This window comes from Nitrospirae bacterium YQR-1, assembly GCA_039908095.1.
In the GTDB taxonomy this organism is placed as follows: domain Bacteria; phylum Nitrospirota; class Thermodesulfovibrionia; order Thermodesulfovibrionales; family Magnetobacteriaceae; genus Magnetomonas.
Genome location: JAMOBJ010000018.1, coordinates 1 through 12,760 on the forward strand (window position 1 = coordinate 1; position 12,760 = coordinate 12,760).

General features: G+C 44.5%; 11 protein-coding genes. 2 read left to right on the forward strand and 9 right to left on the reverse strand.

The annotated features are described in order from the left end of the window. Positions 1 to 367: 367 nt before the first annotated feature. A complete protein-coding gene (locus H7844_09650; GenBank protein ID MEO5357545.1) occupies positions 368 to 886 on the reverse strand; it encodes an RICIN domain-containing protein in 519 nt (172 codons plus the stop codon). An 861-nt stretch (positions 887 to 1,747) separates the two neighbouring features. Between H7844_09650 and H7844_09655 the strand changes: the two genes are divergently transcribed. Together H7844_09655 and dxs are read left to right on the forward strand one after the other, a co-directional pair. Continuing rightward, positions 1,748 to 2,626 (forward strand): polyprenyl synthetase family protein, encoded by an 879-nt coding sequence (locus H7844_09655; GenBank protein MEO5357546.1) that lies wholly within the window; start codon positions 1,748 to 1,750, stop codon positions 2,624 to 2,626. Further along, positions 2,626 to 4,524 (forward strand): 1-deoxy-D-xylulose-5-phosphate synthase, encoded by a 1,899-nt coding sequence (gene dxs, locus H7844_09660; GenBank protein MEO5357547.1) that lies wholly within the window; start codon positions 2,626 to 2,628, stop codon positions 4,522 to 4,524. Before H7844_09655 ends, dxs begins: the two co-directional genes overlap by 1 nt. 211 nt (positions 4,525 to 4,735) lie before the next feature. On the opposite strand, the gene H7844_09665 is transcribed toward dxs, so the two are convergent. From H7844_09665 to H7844_09700, 8 genes are all read right to left on the reverse strand, one after another. Then, positions 4,736 to 6,595 (reverse strand): TonB-dependent receptor plug domain-containing protein, encoded by a 1,860-nt coding sequence (locus tag H7844_09665; GenBank protein MEO5357548.1) that lies wholly within the window; start codon positions 6,593 to 6,595, stop codon positions 4,736 to 4,738. Between the two features lie 166 nt (positions 6,596 to 6,761). Then, positions 6,762 to 8,075 (reverse strand): hypothetical protein, encoded by a 1,314-nt coding sequence (locus H7844_09670; GenBank protein MEO5357549.1) that lies wholly within the window; start codon positions 8,073 to 8,075, stop codon positions 6,762 to 6,764. Between the two features lie 13 nt (positions 8,076 to 8,088). After that, the gene (locus H7844_09675) at positions 8,089 to 8,541 is read right to left on the reverse strand and encodes a beta-hydroxyacyl-ACP dehydratase (protein ID MEO5357550.1); all 453 of its coding nucleotides are present in this window, start codon (positions 8,539 to 8,541) and stop codon (positions 8,089 to 8,091) included. A 3-nt stretch (positions 8,542 to 8,544) separates the two neighbouring features. Continuing rightward, positions 8,545 to 8,952: a holo-ACP synthase gene (acpS, locus tag H7844_09680; GenBank protein ID MEO5357551.1), complete on the reverse strand. Its 408-nt coding sequence runs from the start codon at positions 8,950 to 8,952 to the stop codon at positions 8,545 to 8,547. Further along, on the reverse strand, positions 8,953 to 9,696 hold the full coding sequence (fabG, locus tag H7844_09685; protein ID MEO5357552.1) for a 3-oxoacyl-ACP reductase FabG: 744 nt from the start codon (positions 9,694 to 9,696) through the stop codon (positions 8,953 to 8,955). A gap of 43 nt (positions 9,697 to 9,739) precedes the next feature. After that, a complete protein-coding gene (locus tag H7844_09690) occupies positions 9,740 to 11,038 on the reverse strand; it encodes a beta-ketoacyl-[acyl-carrier-protein] synthase family protein (protein ID MEO5357553.1) in 1,299 nt (432 codons plus the stop codon). Between the two features lie 9 nt (positions 11,039 to 11,047). Further along, on the reverse strand, positions 11,048 to 11,506 hold the full coding sequence (locus tag H7844_09695) for a hypothetical protein (GenBank protein ID MEO5357554.1): 459 nt from the start codon (positions 11,504 to 11,506) through the stop codon (positions 11,048 to 11,050). After that, positions 11,503 to 12,759 (reverse strand): hypothetical protein, encoded by a 1,257-nt coding sequence (locus H7844_09700; protein ID MEO5357555.1) that lies wholly within the window; start codon positions 12,757 to 12,759, stop codon positions 11,503 to 11,505. The genes H7844_09695 and H7844_09700 overlap by 4 nt, the downstream gene beginning before the upstream one ends. Position 12,760 lies beyond the last annotated feature (1 nt).

Sequence of the window (12,760 nt, forward strand, 5' to 3'; positions counted from 1 at the left end):
ACTTTGTCAGCCCTCCTTAGTGGCTTACTCATTACTATCTTCTTATATCGGAGTTAATGACACAGTTTTTTTCACACAAGTATGACACCTCTACTTATTTTTTTGAAGATGGGGTTTACTTGACGCTTACTTTTCTCATTTGTTTTCAACCCTTAGACGTTTTACTACTCGGAACTTCCGTTTTAACCGTAAATTCACCTCAATAAACACAAAAACACCCCAGATGGTGGGTAATAACCGTCTTTACAGAGATTTCTACCTATTCAAATTTTATCTTTTATCAGTATGGTTTCATAAATATAAAACCCCTAACAGGGGGTTGTGTCTGTTAAGGGGGTTTTTAATTTGTTATATTATGATTACTGATTTATTGTAAAGACCACAATTGTTCAGGTGTTATTTTACAAGTACTCTGAACAATTGCTGCACCACCTCCGGTATTTGCATGAGATACTTCCAAACATTTGCCATTTCCATTATAAATCCAATAATAACCAGATATTGGTTGATAAAGAGTCCAATTTGCATTGTTGCCGCAACCACAACTATATTGCATTATAGCACCACCGTCACCAGTATTTGCCTCTTGAACAGTAATGCACTTTCCACTGTTAGAACTTGATATCTGATAACCTTGACTACACCCACTGACTAAACTCCATTTTTGATTTGAACCACTACCACAAGAAAACTGAGTGACTGTAACATAATTACCAGTTTCACCGTTTGAATTATCTAAGCAGAGACTACTTTTTAAATTTACAATTTTATAAGTAGTACTTGCCTGACTATTCGGACTAGTTACATCATCACCCCAAGCACTACCAAATCCCATCATCATAACCAAAGCAAACACTACCATCATAACCAAAGGCACCTTTTTCATAATCCCTCCGCTAAAACATTTATTGATTTATCTCAAAATGAGATATACGTATAATCAAAACTATGTCTGTACCTATTGATGGAAAATTTTACAAAAAAAAAAAAATAAAAGTCAAGCAAAATATTAAAAATGCTTATGTAGTTAACTCCGGCAGAGTTTTTTTATCATCTAATGATGCAGAGAAAAGACTGGATTGTCGCTCGTAGGCGGGAATGACAAAAGGAGGATTTTCTTTTTTCTGTCATTCCGAGCGAAAGCCGGAATCCAGTTCTTTGTTAACGGAGTTAACTACAAAGGCAATTTAATCAATAAACGTGTTTATAATACCGCAGATATCATATCAGCAAGTTTCGGCAAATCATATAATTATACTAAAGAGGAAATTATTCCTCATCTCTTAACTGTAAGAATTTCAGCCTCATATAATGGGCCTCGACATGGTCCACAATTCGGATAGAACCCTAGGTGAAAATGCTTGCACCTAAGCATATTATTTAACAATATCAATGAGTTACAAAAACAGTGTTTCAAATCCCTGCACCGCCACTTATTTTAACACGCTGCTAAACTGCTGGTTTCGTCTCACGCTCATACATTTTATTATAGTGCATTTGCCCTGAGTCCTTCCCCTTATCTTTTACTTTTTTGAATGCAACTTGGTATAAATACGTACCGTGGGCGTTGACCCCTTTAAAATTTGAAACACACAATCTCATTGACAATTTCATGTATATATGACTTTTGCGTTGAAAAGAACGCTGCTTTCGTGCTACAATTGGAGTGTGGTAAGCACTATACCGGAGACGGACAGCAAGACGGCTGATTTAATGGCGGTAATTTGATAGAAAACCGAAAGGCGCAATGGACTTAAAAACATATTTAGCCGAAAAAAGGGCTCTGGTAGAGGGGTATCTGAAGGATTACTTTTACCATGCCGGAGAGCCCTCAGTACTGTTTGACTCAATGCGGTATTCCCTCTTTGCCGGAGGTAAGAGGATAAGGCCGATTCTTTGCTTAACCGCCTATGAGGCATGTGGCGGAAACGGTATTGATATACTGCCCCAGGCCTCAGCAATAGAGATGATTCACACATACTCCTTGATACATGACGATTTACCGGCTATGGATAATGATGATTTAAGGCGGGGAAAGCCGACAAACCATATAGTATATGGTGATGCGATGGCTATCTTAGCAGGAGACGGGCTTCTGACGGAGGCCTTTAAAATGTTTACTGAAAGCAATGACAGCACTACCCTGTACATATTGCCGGCCATACGTGAACTGGCCGCCTCAGCCGGACTCAGCGGCATGGTGGCAGGGCAGGCGCTTGATATACTCTCAGAGGGTAAAGTACCGGATAAAACCACCCTTGAGTTTATTCACAGAAACAAGACCGCTGCATTGCTTAAAACCTCGGTGCGTCTGGGAGGGGTTCTCTATGGAGCACAAAGAGGTGTGATGGATGCTCTTACACAATATGGTGAGGCTATTGGACTTGCCTTTCAGGTAGTCGATGATATTTTAGATATCACAGGTACTACCCAGGAGCTGGGAAAACCGCGGGGTTCGGATGACAATAAAAATAAGATGACATATCCGACCCTTTACGGCATAGAACGGTCAAAGGAAATAGCCCGTGAACTAATAAACAGGGGATTAGAAACAGCGGAGTTTTTTAAAGGCAACGCATTATGGTTAAAGGAGATAGCAAATTATCTTCTGGAGAGGACAAATTGATAGCTTTGGATGAAAGCGAAAACTACTTTTCAAGATTGCCGGATATAAAATCACCGGAAGATATAAAGGAACTTTCTTTAGATGAGCTAACGGAGTTAGCCCGTGAGATACGGGATGTAATAATAAAGCGGGTCTCAATAAACGGCGGGCACCTTGCGTCATCGCTGGGCGTTATTGAGTTGACGTTGGCTCTTCATTACGTCTTCAGAAGCCCTATGGACAAAATCATCTGGGATGTCGGGCATCAGTGCTACCCGCATAAGTTGATAACCGGCCGTTATAACCGTTTTCATACATTGAGGCAGCACGGAGGAATATCGGGTTTCCCACGCAGCAGTGAAAGCCTTCATGACGCCTTTGGAACCGGCCACAGTTCAACTTCTATCTCGGCAGCCCTGGGAATGGCTGAGGGAGGGTACAGGCTTGGAAAATTCAACAAAGTTATAGCCGTAATCGGAGACGGCGCTCTGACCGGTGGTCTTGCCTTTGAGGGTTTAAATAATGCCGGACACCTCAAGAGAGACCTGATTGTTGTTTTAAACGACAACGAAATGTCTATATCGAAAAACGTGGGTGCCCTGTCTTCTTATCTGACACGCGCAATGGGAAGCAGCATCTACCAAAAACTGAAAAAGGAAACTAAAACTATAATTGAAATCATACCAAAGGTAGGCGGGCATTTTTCTAAGTTGGCACAAAAGACTGAGGACACCCTGAAGTGCTTTTTCATTCCCGGGATGTTGTTTGAAGAGCTTGGATTTACCTACATGGGCCCTATTGACGGCCACGATATAGAGGGATTGATTGATACCTTTGAAAGTGTAAAAACCAGGCAAGGCCCGATACTAATCCATGCTGTTACGAAAAAGGGCAAGGGGTATGAGTTTTCAGAGATGAGGCCGTCACGGTTTCATGGCGTGGGGCCGTTTGAGCCGGATACCGGACAGCCTAAGAAGTGTGTTGAGTGTTTGTCCTTCAGCGAAATATTCGGTAAAGCTATGGTTGATATCGCCAAAAATAATTCTAAAGTAGTGGCGATAACGGCGGCAATGAAAGAGGGGACCGGGCTTAGGGAATTTGCCGATACGTTTCCTAAGAGATTCTATGATGTGGGAATAGCCGAACAACATGCCGTAACGTTTGCCGCAGGGATGGCTGCCGCAGGGCTTAAACCCGTGGTGGCGGTGTATTCAACATTTCTGCAGCGGGCATATGATGAGGTAATTCATGATGTATGTCTTCAGAATTTGCCGGTAGTGTTTGCAATAGACAGAACAGGAATTGTGGGAGAGGATGGTCCGACTCATCACGGCCTTTTTGATATATCATTTCTACGGAATATTCCAAATCTTACCGTTATGACGCCCAAGAATTCCCTTGAGATGAGGGAGATGCTTGAGCTTGCATTGCAACTATCCTGTCCTTGTGCAATAAGGTACTCAAGGGATTCCGTCTCCGACCAGCTTGAGGAGATTAATTCAAGACTGGAATTGGGGAAAGCTGAAATAGTAAAAGACGGCTCAGATGTTGCAATTTTGGCTACAGGTCAAAGCATTCATTATGCGCTCATGGCGGCAAAACATTTAGAGGGTTCAGGGGTATCGGCACTGGTAGCCAACATGAGATTTATAAAGCCGTTTGACAGCGGCATAATATTAAAACTGGCACAAAACATAAAAACATTTGTTACGGTGGAGGAAAACATGGCAGCCGGCGGGTTTGGAAGCCTTGTGCTGGAGCACCTTAATGCAACCGGTATCAGCGGTTTGAAAACAAAAATTATTGGGATAGGTGATAAATTTGTCGAACACGGCAGACAGGAGCTGCTGAGAAAACTCTACGGCCTCGATGACGAGGGAATTTATCAGACCGTTATGGATGTCTTAAAGAAATCTTAGCATTTACCACTAATTCCAATTCTAATTCATTTGTCTAACTTTGTTGACTTCGTCACAAGCTGAGAAGCTCATATGCCCACGGGGACTCACGGCCTGTTGCATCTTTATAACATATTGCACATCGTACAACATATCATCTCTCTTACATTTTACACTTTTTTACGCTTTTAACTGCTACTTGGTATCAATCTTGAGCACATGCTGACTCTCTCTAAAAATTCACTTTCAGACCTCCCTGAATAATTCGCCCGTTATAGAGACGGTTAGCGTAAAAAACCAGGGAGTCATTAAAAATATTGGTGCCTTTTATATAGAGACCGGTAGTGATATTTGCATCTCTGTATATTTCTCTGGAGAGATTGAGATCAAAAATCATTGAGTTGTTGCCGGTAAAAGTGTAGTAGTTATTGTACTCTGAGGGGTCATAATACCATCTTATGTAGTGGCCTTTCAGTGTGGCGTCTAAAATTTTAGGGTGGCGGTAGTGAACCCCTAAATCATAACTGTACCGCGGCGTGTTAGTAACATACTCTCCAGTATCAATGTTTTTTATGTGAGTATAGGAAAAACCGGTGGATAATGTTATGTTATAAAACGGTACAGTTTCAGCCTCTATCTCAAAACCCTGCCGGAGCTGTTTTGAATAGTTTTGCATCTGAAAGGTATCTGACGATACTGTTTTCAGAGTTATAGCATCCCAGACGTTATGCCTGAAAAGGGAGGCCTTAAGCCACAGATATTTTAAAATACCGCTTTCAATGCCGCCCTGATAAGAAATAACCTTTTCAACTTTTAAATCAGGATTAGCCAAAAAAGTACTATCCCCCGCCTGTATAGTCACCGAAGTATGTTTGGCGGCCACGGAATTAAACCCCCTTGCCACAAAAAATCTTAATAAGGTTGCTTTACCCAGGTCGTAGATAACTCCAAAACTTGGACTTATAAATGTACCGCCGTTTGTAAGGCTGTCGTATCTTATACCGGGTGTTATGGTAAGTTTACCGATGTTGAAGGTGTCGTTAGCAAAAATTGCCAGTTTCTTAAAATAAGCCTTTCCACCATCCAGCTTATCGTATTCAAAAGTCTGATAATCATAATCGCCGCCTAAGACCACGGCATGGCCTGGGGGTGTCCATTTTAAGCTTGCGCCGCCACCATAATTTGTGTCCTTTACAATATCGTTTCCATTAGGCATCTCCACCTTGTTGTCAAAGTCAGAGGTTCTGAGAGAAACATTAAGGTCTGCCGATTCACTTAGTTTGGAACTCATGGAAAGTGTTGAGTACAAGGACTTATTATAACTGACAAGTGAGGGTATAACCGGTTCTCTTGAAGTTTGATCATATCCTAACGTGTATGTCAATGCTGTATGCCAGGCCGGATTATATCTGAGTTTACCGTAAAAATGGTGTTGATCATCAAAAAGTTCGGAATTATAGCCGTATGAAAAATTTCTGCCATAAAACAAATAATACTCCAAAGGCCCGGCTTTACCGGTTAAAACTCCCCGCTCATCCTGAGTTGAGTAAGCGCCATAGGAGGCTTGTATCTTCCCACCTATTGCTTTCTTAATGTCACCGTCCTTTGTAATTATATTTATAATACCGCCCAGAGATGAACCCCAGGTTGATGAGGCCGGGCCTTTTATTATTTCAATCCGCTCTATGTGTTCTACGGGTATATTTTCCGGTGTTGTGGCATTTATTGCAATATCGTTTAAAGTTACTCCGTCTATGATAATTCTTGTATGAGTTGTCATCTCAGTGCCCTGTACGTAGGGTTGAATACCGCGCCCGCCTGGAATCATTTTAGTTTGCATACCGGTTACATATTTCAGGACGTCGGCAAGGCAGGCGGCATTAATTGCCTCAATGTCCCGGGCCGTAATTACTACTATATTTTCAGCCACCTGGCTTGTCGTTTTAAGATATTTCGTCGGTGTAATGACCAGGTCCTCTTTCTTGAAGTACAATGAGAGCAAATCACTTTCCTCCGCCGTTAAAGCAAATAAGTTACTACACGTAAGAGACAATGCCGAGCAAAGCAAAAGCAAATTCAAAAAAAATCTCAAATAATTATTCCTCCTTTATTACAGCAACAAATTACTGTACTGAAACTAATACCAAGTAGCAGTCAAAAGAGTAACGAGGCGGCAAGGAGCTTTCGACAAAGCCAACAAAGTTAATCGAATGAATGCAACTTGGTATAAACACCTTTCAACGTCATGGATATATTGATTAACCTGTAGTTTCCACAACTACAGCCGATGACTGCCCGCCAATGCCGTAACTTACGGACAGAAACGTATTTCTTCCACCACCCTCTGATGCAGGGATATGTTCAGCGGAAAGCAGTATTTTTTTATCGGCACCAGCCTCTGTAAACCCCCTGTCCATAAGTGAGAAGTTAGGGGTTGCCGGAATGATTCCCTCTCTTATGGCCATAATGCCCATAATGATCTCCCCGATATCACTTGCAGCCCCCATATGGCCTGTGTAGGGTTTAAGGCCGCAAACAGCAGTTGGGGTGCCGCCGATAATTGAAAGGATTGAGCGGATTTCCGAGGCGTCTCCTTTTTTGGTACCGCTGCCGTGAGGGCTTATAAACGACAGTTCGGAGACTTCCATGTTGGATTGTCGAAGAGCCATCTGCATACATTTTTCCGTAACCTTATCAGGAACACTAATTGTGGGAGTACCGGAGAGTTCCACATAGTTTCCAACCCCTCGTATAAAGCCATAAATGCCGGCACCGCGGCTTTTGGCTGTGTCATGCCGCTCCAGCAAAATGGCGGCGCCGCCCTCACCGGCAATAAAGCCGTCGCGCCTTCTGTCAAATGGCCTGAAAGAGCCGGCCCCGCCGTTGCAGCCCGATAACATGCCTAATCCGTCCAACTCATAAAGCGGCACAGGAGACAGCCAGCTGCCACAGCCCACCGCTACCGCCATGTCCGCCCGCCCCTGCCGGATACTCTGAAGCGCAAGCTCAAGGGCATGCCCCCCACATGGAGATAAACTCGAAAGTGTCGTGTTGGGCCCCTTAAAATCCATAATCGCCGAAAGCACACTGAAAAGATTATTTGCGATGGATTCAAGCAAAAAAAACGGACTGACCTTATCCAGTGCCGATTTGTTTAGTTTTTCATAATCTGTGGCAGTAAAGTGCCCTGATGTAGCCGGCTTTGTAGCAGGATACATAAAATCATATCCTACTTTTGTGAAATCGCCGGTTGCTATGTAAAGTGCTCGTCTGCCGGGGGCAATCCCTGAATAACTCTCCAGACTTAATCCACCATCTTTGAGTGCATTAAGTGCAGCACTAAGGCCTAACACCGAGCCTCTGTTTAAAAACTTCATCTGCCCGGAGAGTTTGGCCGGTATTTCAAAGTCAAAACTTATATTATCCACAACCCCAAGGAACTTACATAATCTGTTGCCACCCTCAATCTCTCTTATGCCGGTCTTATATTCCTTTATCTGCTGCATGTGCTCATCTGCACCCCTGCCGGCAGAGGTGATAAGTCCAAGGCCTGTTATCGCTGCTTCCGTCAACTTCGCCTCCGGCTTATGGTTGAAATTCCCGTCTGAGAACCTTATACATGTGCTCCATACCGGCAGGCGCCTCAAGTGTATCAAGGCTTACAGTTCTCCCTGAAAATGCGGCCACTACCTTCTTTTTACCTGAAACCAGCCCTGTACCCGAAAAAGACACTGTCCCGTTGTCATCTCTGTTTGTAAGGGTGACCTCCAGTTCTATCTGGTCACCGGCAAGGGCAAGACTGTAAAATCTTGCCTTCTCTATATGCTCAGTTAAAAACCAGTCTTTAAACTGAGACGTTGCCGCCGTAAGCCAGCCCGCCAACTGAACAAGGGACTCAACAAGCATAACGCCCGGCATCACAGGGTTCTTTGGAAAGTGAAACTCCAGAAAATCCTCAGACATGGCAACATTCTTCACACCCTTTATTGTCTTACCCGGAGTGACCTCCAGTATCCTGTCTATTAGTAAAAAGCGCATGATTTAATGCCCTCCGCCACCGGCTCTCTCTGAAGTTAATATAACCACAGATACGGCATAATCACCGCTGTGGCTTATGGATACGTTAAAACCATTAATGTTCTTTCTTTCAGAGACACTCTTAATAAACCCATGCAGATGGATGTCCGGTTTACCGGAAGGTTTTCTTATTATTTCTATCTGTTTTAAAACACCTGTGGAGCCGCTGCCGGTAAAGCCAAGGCCCAGGGCCTTAAGAGACGCCTCTTTAGCGGCAAACCTACCCGCAAACCTTTCCTCAGGCTTCCTGTATTCTCTGCAATAGGCAATCTCCTCTTCTGTGAATATATCATCTGTTGCACAGGCATGCCTTAAATAAAACTCAGTAAACTTCCGAATGCTTACAATGTCTATGCCCTGATAGAGCGCCATTTATGATACACTCATTCCGCCGTCAACGGCAATTACCTGTCCGGTTATATATGAGGCCGCCTCTGAGGCTAAAAACACTACAATACCGGCAACATCGGCAGGCGCACCGAATCTGCCCGCCGGAATTGAATTCAGAATCTGCTCCGCCGCCCTTTTCCTGACCCTTGCACTCATGTCGGTTTCTATCATACCGGGTAGTATGGCATTTACGGTTATCCCTTTAGGTGCAAGTTCAACGGCACAGGCTTTTGTAAAGGATATTACCCCGCCCTTGGAAGCTGCATAGTTGCACTGTCCCCTTGAGCACTTTATTGCCGAAACAGACGATATATTTATAATTGCTCCCTTATGCTTTCCCATCATGATTTCCGAGGCAAACTTAGTACAATGAAAGGTGCCCTTAAGGTTTACGTCCAACACCTTATCCCAGTCGGAGGGTTCCATCGCCATAAGCAGGGTATCTTTAATAATCCCCGCATTATTAACTAAAATATCGGGGCCCTTATATGTCTTTGCAACCTCTTTAAACATGGCCTCCACCTCTTTGTAGTTTGACACATCAGCCCGGATAATTTCGGCCTGAGGCGAGAGCTCCTCTTTTAGAGACTCGGCACTCTCAGCCGATTTAGCATAGTTAATCACGACAAAGGCTCCGGAGTTCTTGAGGCCTGTGCAAATCTGCCGCCCTATACCCCTTCCACCACCTGTGACAAGAGCCACTTTTCCGCTTAAATCAGTTTTCATATCACTTTTTCAGATACCTGTTTATATTTTTAACAATCAGCCTTTATACTAACCTATCATGATACTTCTTTACAACAACAGAGGCATTTTGTCCGCCAAAGCCAAAAGAATTGGAAAGAGCGGCTCTTACCGTTTTTGTACGTTTCACATTTGGCACATAATCGAGGTCGCATTTTGGATCGGGATTGGTAAGATTAATCGTAGGATGAATCTCGTCATGGCGGGTGCTTAACACAGTAAAGACAAACTCAGGGCCCCCTGAGGCGGCAAGCAGATGTCCTGTCATGGACTTACTTGAGCTTATACAAATATCTTTAGCGTACCCTCCAAAGACTTTCTTTATGGCAAGAGTTTCCGCCGTATCGTTAAGTTTCGTACTTGTGCCGTGGGCATTTATATAGTCAATGCCGTCAATGCCGATACCGGAGTCTCTGAGGGCCTCCGCCATAGAGGCCTCAGCACCTGCGCCCTGAGGATGAGGGGCCGTCACCTGCCATGCATCCATAGAAGAGCCGTACCCTGCCACTTCACAGTATATTTTTGCTCCCCTGTTTTTTGCATGTTGAAGCTCCTCAAGAACCACCATCCCTGAGCCCTCACCCATAACAAGGCCGGAGCGTTTTTTGTCAAAAGGCCTGCACAACAGCTCCGGTTTCTCTGCGGCTACTGAGGCGGCCCCCAGAAGCACAAAAAAGACAAGCCCCACGGGGTTTATCATGGAATCCGCCCCACCCGCCACTATCACATCCTGCCGCCCGTCTCTGATTATATTAAAAGCCACACCTATGGCCTGTGTGGCAGAGGCGCAGGCGGTTGTCACCGTTGCATTTACTCCGTTTAGATTAAACTTTCCGGCAATTAAAGCGGCAGCACGGCTGGAGTTATTCCTAAGCATAGACTCCGGATGAATTTCATTTAAATTACACATATAACTTTCGTAATCAAACTTTTTATCGGCGCTAATATGGCGGTAAATATCCTCAAGCCTGTTTACCGGAGCACCTGCGGCAAGTACCGTACCGTATCGCCATCTCTTTCCGTCAAATGATAAAAGGGCGGCATCCTCCATGGCACACTTTGAGGCCCAGAGGGAAAACAACGTTCTTCTCTCCCCTGCGCGTTGAAGGTCATCCTGAAACTCTGTCTCTATGCGTTTGAAGTCCGCCTCCGAGATACCGGCTGCAGCCTGAACCGGAGACTTCTCAGCCCCCTTTAACTTAAGAGTGCCGATACCGGAAACACCACGAAGTACCTTATCCCAACACTCATAAACATCAAGGCCTAATGCCGTGGCAAGCCCAAGCCCTGTCACTACAACACGTCTTTTTTCGGCAATCTTCACAAACGTACTTTAGGTCCCTTTGATTTCCCCGGGACTATATCCGCTGTAGTAACAAAACCGCTGCATTAATTCCTCTCTGTCCGTCTTATGGAAATGGCTGTAAAGGATTCTGTCTATGCGGGCTATCTCCGTGCCATTGTGATACACACAGGCACGTCCCATGGAATCTCTCTCAGAGGTTGACACTATAGTGCCGCATATGTCAACACTTATCCCGGGACGGATATTGAATGGAACCCTGACACCTTCCACCAGACTCAGCACGGCGGTAAGGTTAAAATCGTTGGAATATATAATTAACCAGCCAAGCAGTTGGGCCATAGCCTCCATAAAAATAACTCCCGGAATAACCGCCCTTTTAGAAAAATGCCCTCTTAAGAATTCCTCCGAAAGCGAGAACGTTTTTACTCCAACTATTTCCTTGCCCTTTACAATATTTGAAACACTGTCATAGTATAAAAATCTCACTGTAACCTCTGCACTACAACTGATGAGGCATGTCCCTCATAACTGAGAGAATTTATAAGGACGTTATTAATTTTAGCCTTAACCGGTGTATCCACCACAATATTAAACTCTGCTTTGTTATCAACAGGTGTTGAGGAAACCGATGGGGGAATCAGGCCGTGTTTAATCATAGAGTCCGCCACAATTATATTAACAACGGGGGCGGCGGCAAGTGTGTTGCCAATGGCGCCGGTTGTTGCAGTAACGAGTAGTTTGCCGCAGCGGGAAAAGACGGCATTAATTGCCTCAATCTCATTAGTGTCCGAGGCTGTGCCGTCAGCATAAGCAATAAGTACATCTATGTCATCGGGGTATATGCCACAGTGGTTAATGGCTGCCTCCATGGAATGAGAGATGGCCTCTGTGGTTGGAAAAGCTCTGCCCTTATTGCAATCGAATGCAAAACCCCAGCCTGCTATTGATGAAACCGGAGACATTCCGCGCTCTTTGGCAAAAGAGCAGAGCTCCATTGTAATAAATGCTCCGGCCTCTCCTAACACTGTTCCGGCTCTGTTTTGAGAAAACGGCCTCAGCTCATTGTCCTTAGTGAGAATGTCAAAATAACGGGCTCTGATTAAACTCTGAGGATTGACCTTCTCAGAAATTCCACCTGCTATCACAGCCGTTGACTTACCGCCAAGCAAAGATGAGGCTCCCTCCGATATGGCATAAACAGCAGATTCCCCGTGTGGTGAAAACACAGTGTTATCTCCCTTTAGACCAAGCCGTATGGAACTCTGGCAAAAAGCTATGTTATTGAGCATGGACAGCGGCCAAAGAGGAAATATCTCTCTGTAGCCATTGGTGAAAAAAGTATCATAACTAAACTCATGGTTGTGTGACTTTAAAACCGCTTGCAGGAGGTCTGCGATTTCGTAGTCAACCATTCCAATCCCTGCATAAAAAGCAATTTTGTCTGCATAGAATGTATCAATGCCAAACCCCGCCGCTTTGAAAGCTGCAATTGCGCTTTCCATAAGCAGGTAGGAGTGAGTGTCCATAATTCTTACATTTTTCTGTGAGATACCAAGGGATGAGGCATCAAGGCACGGTGCTTGGGCTGAGGGAATCATCTCCATACCCTCAGCCACATACCCCACTGTTTTGCCTATACCACATTTTCCACTTACAAGAGCGCTGTAGAGCTCATCAGTGCTTCGGCCCAGCGAACAAGTAACTCCGGCACCGGTTATCGCTATAGCGTCATCCCTCATA

Bases quoted from the DNA above. Each gene is read 5' to 3' on its own strand.
- H7844_09700 (MEO5357555.1), bottom strand. From the start codon at position 12,759: ATGAGGGATGACGCTATAGCGATAACCGGTGCCGGAGTTACTTGTTCG.
- fabG (MEO5357552.1), bottom strand. From the start codon at position 9,696: ATGAAAACTGATTTAAGCGGAAAAGTGGCTCTTGTCACAGGTGGTGGA.
- H7844_09650 (MEO5357545.1), bottom strand. From the start codon at position 886: ATGAAAAAGGTGCCTTTGGTTATGATGGTAGTGTTTGCTTTGGTTATG.
- H7844_09675 (MEO5357550.1), bottom strand. From the start codon at position 8,541: ATGCGCTTTTTACTAATAGACAGGATACTGGAGGTCACTCCGGGTAAG.
- acpS (MEO5357551.1), bottom strand. From the start codon at position 8,952: ATGGCGCTCTATCAGGGCATAGACATTGTAAGCATTCGGAAGTTTACT.
- H7844_09655 (MEO5357546.1), top strand. From the start codon at position 1,748: ATGGACTTAAAAACATATTTAGCCGAAAAAAGGGCTCTGGTAGAGGGG.